Origin of the sequence: Tateyamaria sp. syn59, assembly GCF_007995245.1 — a bacterium.
Taxonomy (GTDB): Bacteria; Pseudomonadota; Alphaproteobacteria; order Rhodobacterales; family Rhodobacteraceae; genus Tateyamaria.
The window spans coordinates 396070-412171 of record NZ_VCBA01000001.1 but is presented as its reverse complement, the minus strand read 5'-3'; the positions used below and the strand labels follow the sequence as shown (position 1 = coordinate 412171).

At 62.6% G+C, this 16102-nt stretch carries 15 protein-coding genes; 8 read left to right on the top strand and 7 right to left on the bottom strand.

Features of this window, described 5'->3' with window-relative positions:
* The first annotated feature begins 100 nt into the window (after nucleotides 1-100).
* Nucleotides 101-796 carry a M48 family metalloprotease gene (locus FD715_RS02085; protein ID WP_147104449.1) on the top strand — a complete coding sequence of 232 codons (696 nt, stop codon included), beginning with the start codon at nucleotides 101-103 and terminating at the stop codon, nucleotides 794-796.
* Here FD715_RS02085 and FD715_RS02080 read toward each other — a convergent pair.
* The 4 genes from FD715_RS02080 to FD715_RS02065 form a co-directional block, all read right to left on the bottom strand.
* Nucleotides 793-1341: an RSP_2648 family PIN domain-containing protein gene (locus FD715_RS02080; protein ID WP_147104446.1), complete on the bottom strand. Its 549-nt coding sequence runs from the start codon at nucleotides 1339-1341 to the stop codon at nucleotides 793-795. The genes FD715_RS02085 and FD715_RS02080 overlap by 4 nt on opposite strands.
* Nucleotides 1338-2543 carry an RSP_2647 family RNA methyltransferase gene (locus tag FD715_RS02075; protein WP_147104442.1) on the bottom strand — a complete coding sequence of 402 codons (1206 nt, stop codon included), beginning with the start codon at nucleotides 2541-2543 and terminating at the stop codon, nucleotides 1338-1340. Before FD715_RS02075 ends, FD715_RS02080 begins: the two co-directional genes overlap by 4 nt.
* A 66-nt stretch (nucleotides 2544-2609) precedes the next feature.
* Nucleotides 2610-2885, bottom strand: coding sequence for a hypothetical protein (locus FD715_RS02070; protein ID WP_147104439.1), 276 nt, complete (start codon nucleotides 2883-2885; stop codon nucleotides 2610-2612).
* Nucleotides 2885-5632: a glutamine-synthetase adenylyltransferase gene (locus FD715_RS02065; protein ID WP_147104436.1), complete on the bottom strand. Its 2748-nt coding sequence runs from the start codon at nucleotides 5630-5632 to the stop codon at nucleotides 2885-2887. Before FD715_RS02065 ends, FD715_RS02070 begins: the two co-directional genes overlap by 1 nt.
* A gap of 76 nt (nucleotides 5633-5708) precedes the next feature.
* Between FD715_RS02065 and FD715_RS02060 the strand changes: the two genes are divergently transcribed.
* The 4 genes from FD715_RS02060 to FD715_RS02045 all read left to right on the top strand — a co-directional run bounded on the left by FD715_RS02060 (nucleotide 5709) and on the right by FD715_RS02045 (nucleotide 8114).
* The gene (locus FD715_RS02060) at nucleotides 5709-6176 is read left to right on the top strand and encodes a YbaK/EbsC family protein (RefSeq protein ID WP_147104433.1); all 468 of its coding nucleotides are present in this window, start codon (nucleotides 5709-5711) and stop codon (nucleotides 6174-6176) included.
* A gap of 140 nt (nucleotides 6177-6316) precedes the next feature.
* Entirely contained in the window at nucleotides 6317-6724 is a 408-nt protein-coding gene (locus tag FD715_RS02055; protein ID WP_147104430.1) for a DUF2852 domain-containing protein, read from the top strand.
* Between the two features lie 68 nt (nucleotides 6725-6792).
* A complete protein-coding gene (locus tag FD715_RS02050) occupies nucleotides 6793-7227 on the top strand; it encodes an RDD family protein (protein WP_223274703.1) in 435 nt (144 codons plus the stop codon).
* A gap of 68 nt (nucleotides 7228-7295) precedes the next feature.
* On the top strand, nucleotides 7296-8114 hold the full coding sequence (locus FD715_RS02045) for an arginyltransferase (protein WP_147104425.1): 819 nt from the start codon (nucleotides 7296-7298) through the stop codon (nucleotides 8112-8114).
* A gap of 238 nt (nucleotides 8115-8352) precedes the next feature.
* Here FD715_RS02045 and FD715_RS02040 read toward each other — a convergent pair whose 3' ends face one another.
* The 3 genes from FD715_RS02040 to FD715_RS02030 all read right to left on the bottom strand — a co-directional run bounded on the left by FD715_RS02040 (nucleotide 8353) and on the right by FD715_RS02030 (nucleotide 12934).
* A complete protein-coding gene (locus tag FD715_RS02040) occupies nucleotides 8353-10707 on the bottom strand; it encodes a TRAP transporter large permease subunit (protein WP_147104422.1) in 2355 nt (784 codons plus the stop codon).
* Between the two features lie 72 nt (nucleotides 10708-10779).
* Nucleotides 10780-11736: a TRAP transporter small permease subunit gene (locus FD715_RS02035; RefSeq protein ID WP_147104419.1), complete on the bottom strand. Its 957-nt coding sequence runs from the start codon at nucleotides 11734-11736 to the stop codon at nucleotides 10780-10782.
* Between the two features lie 112 nt (nucleotides 11737-11848).
* Nucleotides 11849-12934 (bottom strand): TRAP transporter substrate-binding protein, encoded by a 1086-nt coding sequence (locus tag FD715_RS02030; protein ID WP_039687331.1) that lies wholly within the window; start codon nucleotides 12932-12934, stop codon nucleotides 11849-11851.
* A gap of 282 nt (nucleotides 12935-13216) precedes the next feature.
* On the opposite strand from FD715_RS02030, the gene FD715_RS02025 reads away from it, so the two are divergent.
* From FD715_RS02025 to FD715_RS22980, 3 genes are read left to right on the top strand one after another with little or no spacing between them, the layout of a single operon-like run.
* On the top strand, nucleotides 13217-14638 hold the full coding sequence (locus FD715_RS02025) for a cache domain-containing protein (RefSeq protein ID WP_147104416.1): 1422 nt from the start codon (nucleotides 13217-13219) through the stop codon (nucleotides 14636-14638).
* Complete coding sequence (locus FD715_RS02020; RefSeq protein WP_147104413.1) at nucleotides 14635-15279, top strand: response regulator transcription factor; 645 nt, start codon at nucleotides 14635-14637, stop codon at nucleotides 15277-15279. Before FD715_RS02025 ends, FD715_RS02020 begins: the two co-directional genes overlap by 4 nt.
* A gap of 48 nt (nucleotides 15280-15327) precedes the next feature.
* Nucleotides 15328-16101 carry a methyl-accepting chemotaxis protein gene (locus FD715_RS22980; protein ID WP_147104410.1) on the top strand — a complete coding sequence of 258 codons (774 nt, stop codon included), beginning with the start codon at nucleotides 15328-15330 and terminating at the stop codon, nucleotides 16099-16101.
* Nucleotide 16102: the final 1 nt, after the last annotated feature.

The window sequence follows — 16102 nt, the reverse complement described above, 5'->3', positions numbered from 1 at the left end:
GACGGTAATTTACGCAACCCTGACGCGAAACAGAGACAGGGCGTTTGGGCGCAGCCCGTTGCATATTGCCCACAGGCCTAAACAGCCCCATATCTGGCCTATGATCAAGTTTACCCCGATCCTGCTGGCCATCATTTATGGCCTGGTCATGTACCGTTTTTCGGTCTGGCGCACGGCGCGCGAGCTTGATGCACAGTCGACCGAACTGGCCGACCCGATGCTGCGCCAGATGTGCGACCAGATGGCCGCCGCGCTGGATCTTGAGCGGATCAGGGTTCACATCTACGAGATTGACCCGGTCAACGGGCTCGCCGCCCCCGATGGCCGCATTTTCATCACGCGCGGGTTCTACAACAAGTTCCGGCAAGGGGCCGTGTCCGCCTCGGAAATGGCGAGTGTGATTGCGCACGAGTTGGGGCACGTGGCGCTCGGCCACAGCCGCCGCCGGATGATCGACTTTTCGGGGCAGAACGCGCTGCGCACGGCGCTTGCAATGGTGTTGTCGCGTTTCATCCCCGGCATCGGCGTGCTGATCGCCAACGCACTGACCACCCTGCTGGCGGCGCGTCTGTCGCGCAGCGACGAATACGAAGCCGACGCCTATGCCGCCGCCTTGCTGACCAAGGCCGGCATCGGGATCGGGCCACAGATTTCCCTGTTCGAAAAGCTGGAAAAGCTGACGAAGTCGAACTCAGGTGCCGTGCCCGCGTGGCTGATGAGCCATCCGAAAACCACAGAACGGATCAAGGCGCTGCAAGATCTGGAAGCCAAATGGGCGCAGGTGCCCGCGCCTTAACCGTGCCTCTCCAGCGCTTTGCCAAGACGTGGCAGGCGCGCTTTCTTCATCAGGCTACGCATGGTCCAATCGTCGCCGGACAGGCGTCTTGCTTCGGTCAGAACCGCATGGCCTGCGCGTGACACCGCCTCTGGTTGCGCCTCGAAGCATCCCAGCAGGAACCCGTCAGGATCAGCGCGCGACAGACCCTCTTCGGCAAGAATATTGCGCGGAAAATCCTTGGCGTTTGATGTCAGGATGATGTCGGACGATCCTGCGATTGCAGCGGCCAGCACGTGCACGTCCGCCGGGTCCGGCAGCCACAAACGCGCCTCCAGTTCAGGCGCATATCGGACATTGGCGCGCGACCAACGCGCCGACAGCATGGCGATCTCACCGCGTGCCTGCACTTCACCTTCAGGCCCGAGCCGCGCGGCGGCACGCGCCCATTCTTCAAGAATTCGGTCGGACCATTGTGGCTCAAACAGTCCGGCTGTGGCCACGCCCAGCACCACCTCGCGCATGACTGTCGGGTAGAGGACATTGGCGTCGATCAGCACTTTCATAGGCGGAAGAACAGCGCCTTGAGATAGCCGCTTTCCGCCAGTTGCGGCAGTTGCGGGTGGTCCGGCCCGGCAAAGCCCGTATGCAGCAGCGCAGGCGACCGCCCGGCCCGCCCGATGCCACGGGCGGAGGCGGCGCGGAACTTGGCCAGATCGGCGGCGTGGGAACAACTGCAGAGACCCAGGATGCCGCCCTCGGCCACGAGGGGCGCCGCGAGCCGCGCCACCCGTTCATAGGCGCGCAGGCCCGCGTCCAGCGCCTGTTTCGAGGGCGCGAACGCAGGTGGATCGCAGATCACCAGATCGAATTGCGCGCCTTCTTCCTGCAGCGCGCTCAGCACATCGAACGCATCGCCCTGTCGTGTGGCAAACCTGTCCGTGACGCCCATGGCAGATGCCCCCTGCCCGGCCAGTTCCAGGGCGGCAGCAGAGCCATCCACGCAAGTCGCATGGGCCGCGCCACCGGCAAGCGCGGCCAGTCCGAACCCACCCACGTGGGAAAACACATCCAGCATGCGCGCGCCGCTGGCCACCGACTGGGCAAAGGCGTGGTTGGGCCGCTGATCAAAGAACAGGCCCGTCTTCTGCCCGCCCGCCACGTCGGCCATGTAGGTGGCGCCGTTCATCGGCACCGGGATCGGCGCATCCGGCATTTGCCCGGTCAGGACAGCGGTCTGATCGTCCAGCCCCTCCAGCGCGCGGGTCCGTCCGCTGGCATTCTTGATCAGGTGCGTCACGCCCGCGACCTCAACCAGCGCAGCCGCGATCAGGTCCAGATACATCTCAGCCCAGGCGGCATTGGGCTGGATCACGGCCACGTCACCAAAGCGGTCAACGATGACACCGGGCAGGCCATCCGCTTCGGCGTGGATCAGACGGTAGAACGGCGCATCAAAGAGCCGCTCCCGCAAGGCCAGCGCCCCTGAAATGCGCGCGCGCATCCAGTCTGCGTCCACCGACGCCGCCGGATCACGGTCAAGCACACGCCCAACGATCTTTGACAGCGGGTTGACCGCCACGAGGCCAAGCGGGCTGCGGTTGGCATCCTCAAGCACCGCGAGCGTGCCCGGCGCCAGGCCTTTCGTCCGGCGGTCCAGAACCACTTCGTTGGAATAGACCCACGGGAACCCATGACGAATGCGCCGCGCGTCCGTCTTGGGACGCATACGCAACACGGGGCGGTCGGAGATGGGAGAGGCAGTCATGCCGCTACCCTCTAGTGCCAATGGCAGGACTGCGAAAGGCCGGAAATGCGCGAGACCGCTGACGCGTTACGCATCCCGTGGCCGACTGCGCCACCCGCCGCGGCGCCGCGGCTGTCCGATCCTCTCCAGCCCTTCTTTCAGCGTTTGGGTCATCGGGTGGTCGGGATAGGCGCCCTCGTACCGTTGCAAAAGTGCTGCGATCAGATCGGCAGGCACATGGGTGCCGGGCACGCTCAACGCCCAGTCCAGAAAGATGGTCCGGCATTCGGGGCCCGAAATCCCGTCAATGCGATATGCTTCAAAGATCAGGCCCTTGGGGTCCAGATCATCACCTTTTTGCATCACTCTGATGTCCCCACCGCCTGTTCTATGATCTGTGCCGCGCGCGCCGTGACGTCTGCCAATCTGTGCTCTGCCACGTCGCGCACATCGCAGCCAACCGCCCGCAGCAACACATCCTGCCCGCCCGCACCCAGATCATCCATGTCCACGGCCTGCGTGCTCAGCAGACGCGACGCGATCTGCACGGTCCAGAGTAGCGCATGGGTCTGCGCCAGATGTTGTGCGTCCGCGTCGTTCAGCACACCTGCGGCGACACAAGCGTCAAGACCAGCGCTGACACCCGACCGCAGCTCGCCCATCAGAACGGCACCGGTCTGCGCCAAAAGCTCGATGTCCTGCAAGCGGCCCGGCCCGATCTTGGCATCCCAGATCGACGCTGGCTGCTTGGCCGACGCAATCCGCGCGCGCATCTGGGCCAGCTCGGCCAGAACCTCGCCCTTGTCCCGTGGCCGCTGCATGATCTCTTCACGAAAGGCGGCTATATCCCCGGCCAGCGCCTCTGGGCCCGCGACGACCGTGGCCCGCACAAGCGCAAGATGCTCCCACAGCCAGGCATCCTCACGCTGGTAGCGCTGAAAGGATGGCCAGCTTGTTGCTACGGGTCCCTGATTGCCAGAGGGGCGCAGGCGCATGTCAGCCTCATAGAGACGCCCCTGCGCCGTCTGGGTCGTCACCGCCGTGATCATCGCTTGCGTCAGCCGCGCATAGTAGCTGCCGACCGGCAACGGGCGTTTTCCCTCGGACTGCTCATCGTCGAGCGGGTCGTAGACCACGATCAGGTCCAGATCGGATTGCGGCGTCAGGTGCCCGGCACCCAGGCTGCCCATCCCCAGGACCACGCCTCCACGCCCGGGCGGCGGCCCGTGGCGCTTGGCGAACTGGGCCTGCACCTCGGGCCAAAGGGCGGCGATGCTGGCGCGCGCCAGATCGCTGTACTGCTTGCCCGCCTCAATAGCCGAGGTCAGTTGCCGCAAGTGATGCACACCCACCCGGAAATGCCATTCCTTGGCCCAGGCCCGAATGGCGTCGAGCTTGGCCTCGTAATCATCTTCCGCAGCGAGGCGGTCCACCGCCATCCCGGTCAGCGCATCCAGCCCTGGCCACGGGGCAAAGAAACTGCCGCCGATCACCGCATCCAAAACCGCGGCGTTGCGCGACAGATAGTGCGCCAAGGCAGGCGACGTGCCCACAATATCCACCAGCAGATCGACAAGCTGCGGGTTCGCCTCGAACAGCGCAAACAGCTGCACCCCGGCGGGCAGACCGGCAAGGAAGCCGTCAAAGGCCGCGAGCGCCTCTTGCGGCTTCGTGGCAGCGCCCAGCCGCTCCATCAGCATCGGCTCGATCCGGTCAAAGAGCGCCGCCCCACGGGCACTGCGCAGCGCGGGATAGTTGCGCCAACGCGATTGCATGGCGGCATCCAGCGCGACAGTCGGGGTAGGCTCAGCCGCGTCGGGGGCAAAGAACCCCTCGGTTTCGGCATGAACGGCGGACAGCCGGTCGCGCAACTCTGCCTCAAGCGCCGCACGGTCCGTCGCCATCATCGCGGCCAGCCGTTCGAAGCCCTCATCGCTGCCCGGCAGCTTGTGGGTCTGCGCGTCGCGCTGCATCTGAACGCGGTGCTCAACCCTGCGGGCAAAGCGGTAGTGATCGATCAGCATGTCGCGCGTGCCTGCTGTCACCCAGTCCTTCTCGGCCAGCCGCTTCAGGCCGGTCACGGTGTCGCGCACCCGCAGGTCAGCGTCCCGCCCCCCTGCAATCAGTTGACGGGTCTGGGTGAAAAACTCAATCTCACGAATTCCTCCACGGCCCAGCTTCATATCATGGCCCGGCAGTGTGATTGGCCCGCCGGTGCCCTTGTGGGCGCGGATGGCGAGGCGCATGTCATGCGCGTCCTGCACGGCTGCAAAGTCCAGATGGCGGCGCCAGACAAAGGGGCGCAACTCCTCCAGAAACGCATCCCCCGCCGCGATGTCGCCGGCGCAGGGCCGCGCCTTGATATAGGCCGCGCGCTCCCATGTGCGTCCAAGGCTTTCGTAATACCGCTCCGCCGCGCCCGCCGACAGGACCACCGGGTTCACCGATGGGTCTGGCCGCAGCCGCAGGTCGGTGCGAAAGACATAGCCGTCCGGGGTCAGATCGCTCAGCACCTTGCACATGTCCTGCACCGCGCGCACGCATGCCTTGCGTATAGCGGCATAGTCGGCGGGATCATGGCGCGTCTCGTCAAACAGGCAAATCAGGTCGATGTCCGAGGAGTAGTTCAACTCACCCGCGCCCATCTTGCCCATGGCCAGAACAAACACCCCCACATCCGTGTCGGGCAATTTGCCACGGCGCACCTGTTCGGCCAGTGCAGCGCTCAGGGCCGCGTCACACGCCATGTCGGCGAGCCGCGTGAGCGCGCCAGTCACATCTTCCAATGACCACGCCCCCGCCAGATCCGCCAGACCGGCAAGCAGCGCCACCCGCCGCTTGGCCTGGCGCAAGGCGGGCTTCAATGCATTGAGGTCCGCTTCGGGCGGTGACAACACCTGCACCAGCGCCGCATCTGTGTCGTCCATCGCCTGTGGCAGCCAGGTGGCCTCTTTCTCGATCAACCCGGCCAGATAGGGGCTGCATCCGGCGGTTCCGACAATCACGTCGCGTAGATCGTCAGTGATCGCGGGCACAAGTTCCGCGGCCGCGGCCCCCCGTTCGGGATCAAAGGGGCGCGGAACGCGGGTGATATGGTCGGACAAGCGCATGGGCGCACCATCAAAGCCGCGCACGGCCGCGTCAATGCCTCTTGCATGCGCCGCGCGCTCGGGACAGGGTCGCGCAATGAGCAAGAGCCTGAAACGTGTCCGCGCCGCTCTTGAGGCGGCGGACATTGATACCGAGATCATGGAAACACCGCTCGCCCGGACGGCGGCGGATGCGGCAACCGCTATCGGCTGCGAGATCGACCAGATCGCCAAATCCATCATCTTTCGGGGCGAGGACAGCGGGACCGCAATCCTGTTCATCACCGCCGGCGGCAATACAGTCGACGCGGCCAAGGCGACAGAGGTTGCCGGTGAAGCGCTAGGAAAGGCCGACGCCGCCCTGATCCGCGCCCAAACAGGCTTTGCCATCGGCGGGGTGGCACCGGTGGGCCATATCAACCCGATCCGCGCCTTTTTCGACCCTAAGCTGAGTGATTTCGACGCTGTTTGGGCCGCTGCAGGCACGCCACACCATGTTTTTCGGGCCGCGCCAGATGATTTAGCACGGCTTTCCGGCGCGCAAACATCTGATTTTACCTCGTAATTTCAGTATATGTAAAAAACATTCACATCAACCCTTGCAACGTTGGGTCACAACCCCAATCTTCTATGATGTGAAACGGCTTCACATACAGTCACACACATCATCGGGGCGCCGACCCCGCCTTTGCGAAAGGTTTGAAAATGACGTCCATGTCCACCACTGCCCCCGCCCAACACAGCGCAGGCGGCTGGTTTTCCAAGACCGAACGCTGGCTTGACGAACGCGGCAAGGGTGCCTGGATCGCGGCCATGGTCCTCGGTTTCATCTTTTTCTGGCCCGTCGGCCTCGCCCTGCTGGCCTACATGATCTGGAGCAAACGCATGTTCTCGAAATCCTGCACGCCGCGCCGCATGGGTGGTGCGATGACCACGATGCGCTCGACCGGCAACTCGGCTTTTGATGCCTACAAGGCCGATACGCTGCGCCGCTTGGAAGAAGAGCAGCACAACTTCGAGGCCTTCCTCGAACGCCTGCGCGAAGCCAAGGACAAGGCCGAGTTCGACCAGTTCATGGACGAACGCGCCAAGGCCGCGAAGTCCGAAGACTAAGCACCAGACCCCAAGACAAGGCCCCGGCGTAATCCGGGGCCGCACTCATGCCCAATCGGAGCACTCGAATGCACCTCGCCGATCCAATCACACAGCCTCAGTTTTACCGCGATGTAGCGGGCAAGCGGTTTATGGCGTGGATCATCGACACCATCATCATCGCCCTCTTCAGCCTGCTGATCGTGCCCTTCACGGCCTTTCTCGCGCTGTTCGTGTTCATGGGGCTCTACGCTGTGGTCAGCTTCATGTACCGCACCATCACGCTCGCCACAGGCTCGGCCACATGGGGCATGCGTCTGATGGCGATCGAGCTGCGCGATGCGTCCGGCGCCCGTTTCGATTTGGGACAGGCCTTTCTGCACACGCTGGGCTACACCGTGAGCTGGGCGGTCGCGCCGCTGCAACTTGTCTCTATCGTCCTGATGGCGACATCGAACCGCGGCCAGGGCCTGACGGACATCGTGATGGGCAGCGCAGCGCTGAACCGCCGCGCCCGCGCCTGACGGCACGTTACACACTTGTCAGCACAATTGGCGCTGGTATCATCTGGCCAAACCTGTATTGGACCCCGATGCGCCACACGCTTCCCCTTGCTCCGCAGTTTTACGTGACTGCACCCCAGCCCTGCCCATATCTGGACGGTCGGATGGAGCGGAAGCTGTTCACCGCATTGCAGGGTGAAAACGCAGAAAAACTGAATGACAGCCTAAGCCAGCAGGGCTTTCGTCGCTCGCAGAACGTGCTCTACCGCCCCTCCTGCGCCGACTGCTCTGCGTGCCTGTCGGCCAGGATTGATGTGTCCGAGTTCAAACCCTCGAAAAGTCAGAAACGCACCGCCAAGCGGAACGAAAACCTCGAACGTCGAGCAACGTCCCCTTGGGCGACGGAGGATCAATACGCCCTCTTCCGCGACTATCTCGACAGCCGCCACGCAGATGGTGGCATGGCCGACATGGACGTTTTCGAATTCGCCGCAATGATCGAGGAGACCCCGATCCGCAGCCGCGTGATCGAATATCTCGACAAGACGTCCGGCGATCTGATTGGGGTGAGCCTGACAGATGTGCTGAGCGACGGGCTCAGCATGGTCTACAGTTTCTATGCCCCCGATATGCAGCGCCACTCCCTCGGGACATACATGATTTTGGACCACGTTCAGATCGCGATCGAGGCGAACCTGCCCTATGTCTACCTGGGTTATTGGGTGCCCGGCAGCCAGAAGATGGGCTACAAGTCGAAGTTTTCTGGACTCGAGGTGTACCTCGGCGGGCGCTGGCAGAAGATGCGGGATCCGGAAAACTTCAGCCCCGACACGCACCCGTTGTCGACGGATCCCATCGCGGAACAGGTGGCCAATATCTCGCTGCCGGACACGCGCCCAACGCGCTGACACTGCGGATCTGTCCCCGCGGGGACAAAATTCAGCATCAACAAAATCAACACCTTAAGGTGTAAAATTAACTCGTTTTTAACGGTTGGCGTCCCTCGCAAACGGTCAATCATGATCCGGCCGACGACGCTGCGCACTTCCCTGTTTCAAAAAATCCCGGGGGAGTCGCCAAAGGCGACGGGGGCTGGCCCCCTCATGATGAAGCAAGGGCGGCCTCTGGGCCGCCCTTTCCTTTGGATCAGTTCGGGATCAGGTCCGGGATCAAGGTCACGATACCCGGGAAGGTCCACAGGAGCGCGAGCCCCGCCACCTGGATCAACACGAAGGGGATGATCCCGCGGTAGATGTGGCCGGTCGTGACCTCTTTCGGCGCGACCCCCCTGAGATAGAAGAGCGCAAAGCCAAAGGGCGGCGTCAGGAAGGACGTCTGCAGGTTCACCGCGATCATGATCGTCACCCATTTGGGATCGAACGTGCCGCCGTAGATCACAGGCCCCACGATGGGGATCACGATGTAGATGATCTCAAGGAAGTCCAGAACGAAGCCCAGGATGAACAGCACCAGCATCACAATCAGGAAGACCGTGAACTCATTGTCAAAGGACTTGAGGAACTGCTGGATGTAATGCTCGCCCCCGAAGGAGATCACCACGAGGTTCAGAAGCTGAGAGCCGATGAGGATGGTGAAAACCATCGACGTGACCTTGGCCGTTTCGCGCACCACAGGGGTCAGGACGCCCGAGGTGTAAAGGATCCAGCAGGAGAACAGCAGACCGAACAGAGCGTAGAGATAGGCGCCATAGGCCACGAAGAAGGCGAACCAGCTTTGGGCCGATACGTTCGGTTGGTTGATCCGTAGATCGAAGTTCACCCCCACCAGAATACAGATCACGATGGCCAGCGTGGACCAGATGATCACCTTGGGGCTGCGGTCCATATCCGTCAGCTTGCGATAGGCGGCGAGCATGATCGCCCCACCTGCCCCCAGTGCGGCTGCAGGTGTCGGGTTGGTGATGCCGCCCAGGATCGAGCCAAGCACAGCCACGATCAGGATCAGCGGCGGGAAGACCACGCGCACCAACTCGTTCTGGGCACAACGCTTCACCCCCTCAACCACGCCATAGAAGATCAGCGCAAAGGGAATGGCCATGGCAAAGACATAGAAGCCCGAGCTGTTGGTCGGCCCCAGCAGGATGATGTCCACAAGCAGCGCCAGCACGACGCCGATACCACCGATCAGCAGCGGCTGGTTTTCGCGGCTGGGCGCGATGCCCTTGGCCGTGGTCAGGATCAGGCCCAGCAGCACCAGCAGGATCGCTGTGCCTGTACCAATTGGCGCTGCGTTGGCGACCTTGGCGTCGACGGCTGCGGCGAACTCCTCATCCGTGAGGCGCTGCGATTGCTGCACACCACCGGCGGCGTCAATCTCCTCCTGTTGGGCCACAGCATCGTCCCATGCCGCTTGTCCGTGCAGTTCGATCATGGACGCCTTGCATTCCTCACCCACATTGGTGCGCAGGCTGGCCGCCTGGCCAATGTCGGAGAAGGCGGAGACCTGCGTGGACTGGCTGCCCACGATGTTGAGGTTGCCCAGCAGGATCGTGCCCACGATAATCAGGACAGGTGCGCCCAGGAACCACGTGAAGGCTTCGTTGCGGGTGATCGGTTCGGCGTTGGTGGCGCCCATTTCGACTGCAGGGGCCTTATCCGGGTTCAAAAGCGCAAAGCCGAACGCATAGAGCGCATAGAGCAGCGCCAGCATGATCCCCGGCAAAAGCGCCGCCTGGAACAGCGTGCCCACGGACACAACGGCAGGTTCGCCCAGATAGGTCAGCGCGTCGGTACAGCCCGCAAGCTGCGCGCGGTTTTCCTGCGCCGCAGAATAGAGGTCACCGGCGAGCGTGCCCAGAAGAACGATCACGATGGAGGGCGGGATGATCTGCCCCAGCGTGCCTGAGGCCGCGATGACCCCTGTTGCAATCTCGGGCGAGTAGTTGTTGCGCAGCATGGTCGGCAGGGCGAGCAGACCCATGGTCACGACCGTGGCGCCCACGATCCCGGTGGAGGCCGCGAGGAACGCGCCAACAACCACGATGGACACCGCCAAACCGCCGGGCAGCGGGCCAAAGACGCGCGCCATGGTGGTCAGCAGGTCGTTTGCGATTTTCGACCGTTCCAGCGTGATGCCCATCAGGACGAACATCAGCACCGCAAGCAGCGTCTCGATCGACTGGCCCGCAAGGACCCGTTCGTTCATCCGGTTCACGACAAAGGACACGTTGCGGTCCAGCGCCACTTCCCAGCCGCTGGGGAAGACCGGCTCGCCAATCCGCGGCAAGTCCGGGTATCGGAAGACGCTGATCGTGTCGGGTTTGATCCCCGAATTCACGAGGTCGCGGTAGGCTTGCGTGCTTTCGTCAATCGCCTGGTGAATCAGCAGCCCCGCACTGTCGAGTGCAGCGATGATCCCGAAGGAGATGACCCCCGCCCCCGCGATGGCGAAGGCCACCGGAAAGCCGGAAAGAATGCCGCCGAAGAGGCAGATAAAGACGATGATCAGGCCGATCTCTACGCCATCAAGTCCAAACAACATGGGTCAGCCCTTACTTCGGTTCTTGGGCGTGCAGCGCACGCGTCTTGGGTGTGTTGGGGTGCTGCAGGCTCATCAGTGCGTCCCCTCATAGGCTTCTTCGCCCTCGCCCAGCGTGTCGCGGTCGAGGTACTTGCCTTCGCTTTCCTCGCCCTCCTTCCATTCCAGGAAGCAGCGGTAGAAGAACGCAATTGCGTGCAGGAAGACGAGCCCGGCAAAGGCCACCAGCAGGATCTTGAACAGGAAGTAACCGTTGAAGCCGTTGGGGCTGAACCCGATGGTTTCGACATTCCAGCGCACGGCCCGGGCCGAGCGTTCTGCCCGCTCGAGGTCCCAGCTGGCCGCCGGTTTCGGTGTGACCAGGTGCCGCCACATGAAGTACCAGCCGTACATCCAGATCAGCGTGGCGGACGGCATCATGAACAGGATGCAGCCGCACATGTCGATGACCCGCTTGGTCCGGTGTTTGACGGCCGAATAGACCAGGTCGACCCGCACATGTCCGCCTTGCACGAACGTGTAGGTCACGCACATGCAGACGACCAGAGCGTTGTACAGCTTAAGTTCTTCGGCGAACCACGAAATGTCGAATTGCAGCGGGATGCCGAAGCCGAACGAGATGTCCGGTCGAGTAAAGATCCGCTGCATAAAGACGATGATGATCTGCTGGATCACCATCAAGAGCCCTGCCCAGGCAAAGAAGCGGCCGGATGTGTTGGCGATGCCTTCCATCACCCGCACGCAGCCCCACATGAATTCGTTGCGCCAGAGGCCGATGGCCGTGACCACCACGATGATCGCGAGGATGGCGAAGAAGAACTCGACCGAGCCGCCGTAGTAGACGAACTTCATCAGCGACAGCTTGTCTTCGTCGGTGTTGGCCCAGGTGACCCAGTCCAGCCACGACCCCGGGTGGGTGATCGCGTAGGCGATATTGTAGAAGGCCATTGCGAGGTTCTGAAAGAACCACAGAACGCCGTCTATGATCGCTGCAAAGGTGCCCGCGGCTTCCGCCCCGTTCTCGTTTTCCATGGATGTGCCCCCTGCGATACGGTCCTGTCACAGTCCGCGGATCGCCTCAGTTCCTCACGTGGACCAAGGGCCCCGATCATCGGGGCCCTTGGCTGATTTTGATGGTGTCGGCTTAGCCGCCCAGCACGCGCACGCGCTGTTGGACGTAGTAGCCGTCGGATTTGTTGATCCAGCTGGCCGAGTTGGCCAGGCTGGCTTCGAACGAGGCGCGGATTTTCGCGAAGAGCTCGTCGCCCATGTTCTCGTCCATGACCTCTGCCGAGGCGGCGCCGAATGCGTCCCAGACGTCGTCCGAGAATTGCAGCGTCTTGACGCCCTGCTGTTGCAGGCGTGCCAGGGCCGCACCGTTGTTGGCCAGTGTTTCGGCCAGCTGGTAGTGCGTGGTGGCGCGCGATGCGTTGGTCAGGATCGCTTGCTGTTGCGGTGTCAGGTCGTTCCAGACGTCGAGGTTGACGTTGGCGGCCAGCGCCGAGCCCGGCTCGTGGAAGCCGGCGGTGTAGTAGACTTTCGCCACTTCCTGGAAGCCGGCGCGTTCGTCGGCCATCGGGCCAACCCACTCCAGACCGTCCAGAGCACCGGAGGACAGCGCCTGATACAGTTCGCCGCCGGGGATGTTCTGTACGGATGCGCCCAGCTTGCCGAGCACCTTGCCGCCGAGGCCAGGCATACGGAACTTCAGGCCGTTGAAGTCGGCCGCCGAGTTGATCTCGTTGCGGAACCAGCCACCGGATTGCGACCCGGAGTTACCGGCCAGCAGACCCTTGAGGTTGAAGATTTCGCCCAGCTCGTCGTGCAGCTCCTGGCCGCCGCCGTGCTCGTACCAGTTGGTCACTTCCTGCGCGGTGCCGCCGAAGGGCACGGCGGTAAAGTAGGCGTAGCCCGGGTGCTGACCGATGAAGTAGTAGTCAGCCGAGTGATACATGTCCGCCTGGCCCGACGACACGGCGTCGAACACTTCGAAGGCGCCCACAAGCTCACCGGGCGCTTTCTTTTCGATGGTCAGCTGGCCATCGGACATCGCGCCCACGAATTGCTCAAGATACGTTGCCGCATCATCCAGAACGGCAAAGCCGCGCGGCCACGAGGTGACCATGGTCAGCGTGCGCTTGCCCTGCGCGTAAGCCGGTGCAGCCAGCGTCGTGGCGGCGGCAGCCGAACCACCCAGTGCCGATGTCTTTAGAAAAGAACGACGATCCATAGAGATACTCCTCCCAATTATAACACCCATCCCCTCCCAGGGCGGGCGGATCGTTTCGAGTGCGGCCACATTAGTGATGAGGTCCGCGATGAAAATACCTAGTACTGCGTAGAAAGCTGGCAATTTGCCGATTTTGGTCAGGATTTTTCACCAATTTCACCATCGCTACATACCCCGGACACGGCCCAAACACACCGAAGTCATCCTGTTAGCGCGATCAAAACATGCCCTGCCCCTTTGATTCGAGCGCCATTCCGCGTATCGAATCAGACTGTGCGCGACATGTTTTCCCATATGCGCCTGAGCTATGCGCAGAAGCTGTCCCTTGTGGCGGCGGTGCCTCTGATCCTTGCGGTGGCGGCTATTGCCTTGCTTGTGGCCGTGCAGTCCCGTGCGCTGGCCGAGCGCGAGATACAGGCGCTGGAATCGCAACTGATCGAGGCCAAGAAGCGTGAGTTGCGCAACTACGTCACGCAGGCCCGCAACGGGTTTTACTTTATCTATGGCTCTGCTGCCCCCGATGATCAGGAGGCGAAGGATCAGGTGGCCCAGATCCTGTCGGCGATGATCTACGGGGATGAGGGGTTTTTCTTTGTCTATGATTATGACGGCACGAACCTTGTGAACCCGCGCCAGACCAACATGATCAACCGCAATCATCTGGAGCTGACCGACAGCGATGGCACGCGCGTAGTGGCGCGCCTGATCGACATTGCGCGGCAGGGCGACGGATACCTGACCCATCTGTGGCCCAAGCCGTCAAACGGGCAAGAGGCGGAGATGATCACCTATGTCACATCCTTCCCATCCTGGCGGTGGGCTGTGGGTACAGGCGTGTTCATCGACGATGTTCTGACATCCGTGGCCGAGGCGCGCGCGGACGTGGAGACGCGGGTGCAACGCACCTTCTACTATATATCAGGCATCACACTGGCCGCGCTGCTGATGGTGTTTGGGTCCGGCATGGCATTGAACATCCGCGAACGCCGTCTGGCGGATGCCAAGCTGAAGAAGCTGACCCAGCGCGTGTTTGACGCGCAGGAAGAGGAACGCGGCCGTGTGGCGCGCGAATTGCACGACGGGATCAGCCAGATCCTTGTGGGGGTGCGCTATGCGCTCGACAGTGCGCGCAGGCGTCTGGACAAGGGCAATGGTGATCCGACCACGCCACTGACCCAAGGGATCGAAAACCTCGGCACCGCCATTTCCGAGGTGCGCCGGATCAGCCGCGATCTGCGCCCCGGTGCACTGGATGATCTGGGACTGGGTCCGGCGCTGAAGGCGCTGGTGGAGGATTTTGCGACCCGGACCGGGGTGGAGACGGAATTCAACACGGTGGTGTTCCGCAACCGTCTGGATCAGGACGCCAAGATCGCGCTTTACCGGATTGCGCAGGAGGCGCTGACCAATATCGAGCGTCATGCGGCGGCGACATATGTGTCAGTGGACATCCGCGGTCACAAGCGCGGCGCGACTCTGCGCATTTCCGACAATGGTGTCGGGCTGGACCGGACGCTGAGCCGCCGATCCTCGGGCATCGGATTGCGCAACATGCAGGAACGGGTCGAGCAGCTGGACGGCACCTTGCGTATTCTTTCAGGTGCCGGGCCCGATGGTGGTACGATGATCGAGGCGACTGTTCCCCTGACCCATCTGTTGCGGCCCGAAACCGCGACGACCAAGAAGGAGCGCGCACGCGCATGACCGACACTATTCGCGTTCTCATCGTTGACGATCATCCGATGGTCGCCCAAGGCATTCAATCCGTGTTGGAGGATCAGGACGGGATCAGCGTTGTCGGCACCCTCAACAACGGGCGGATGCTGATGGACCAGTTGGACAATTTTGACCCCGACGTGATCCTGATGGATTTGAACATGCCCGAGATGGGCGGGCTGACGGCAACGGAACTGGTGTTGGAAAAGCGTCCGGGCACCCGCATCCTGATCCTGTCGATGCATGACAGTCCCGAATATATTTCATCCGCGCTGAGCCATGGGGCGATGGGTTATGTCCTGAAGGACGTGCCGACAGAAGAGATTGCCGAAGCGGTCGAGACCGTGATGAAGGGCAAGCGGTACCTGTGTACGGGTGCCGAGGGGGCCATTGCGCCCAAGCGGTCCGACACGGCGGGTGCGCTGACGGGGCGCGAACAGACGATCCTTTTGCAACTGGCGCAGGGGCTGTCGAACAAGGAGGTGGCGATTGCCCTCGATATCTCCGTCCGGACGGTCGAGACGCATCGCAAGAATATCAAGCGGAAGCTCGGCATATCCTCGACCGCTGGTTTGACGCGCTATGCGTTGGAGCATGGGGTGCTGCAGGGGACGGGAAACGCGCTGTAGCCGCCCGGCACTAACCATTTCTACATTCATTGCTGGCAAGTGGGGTATATGGTGCACCCCTTGCCGAACCCTTTGGTTGCCGAAACGGACGCGGAACGATTTGCGCAGCGCAGATCGGCCATTGATCTGATTGCGACGACCCGTGCGCGTACGATCCGCGCAGCACTTTTTGGCAGCTATCTGTTTCGGGTCAATCCGCTGGGTCCCGAGGATGCGGAGACGCGGGCGCAGTGGCGCGTTGTTCTGCGGGAACAGGGTGAAGCGGTGGCGCGTGCAGCGTCGCTGGTGCAGGGCAGCGACCCGTTACAGGCTGTTCCGGGCTGGGTTTGTGACTGGATTGGCCAGCATGGCGCAGCACACCCGCGCTCTGTCGCGGCCTTTGTCGAGATGCGGGATTTGACCCATGCGGTTGTGATTGCCGCCGAGGGCGATGATGTGCGTCAGATGCGCGATGCGCTGGCCGAGCATCTGCGCGTGGGGCGCGGTGGGTTCTTTGAAAAGGTGACCGCGTTCTGTGACGGCTTGTGGGCCGATCTGGATGCCACGCGGCATCAGGAGTTGGAACATGCCGCTGCCGCCGGTCAGGCCATCACCAAGACCCTGGGGCGTCTGGAACAGATCGGCAAGCATGTGCGGCTGGTGTCGCTGAACGCCTCGGTTGAGGCCGCGCGCGTTGGTGATGCGGGCCGGGGCCTGGGCGTGATCGCGGTTGAGTTCAAGACATTGGCCGAAGAGATCCAGATGCTGGCCACGACGGCCCGCCGCGACATTGCCGCCATGACCGGCAATTCGGCTGACTTGGGGCCGTCACCCCGCCGCTAAA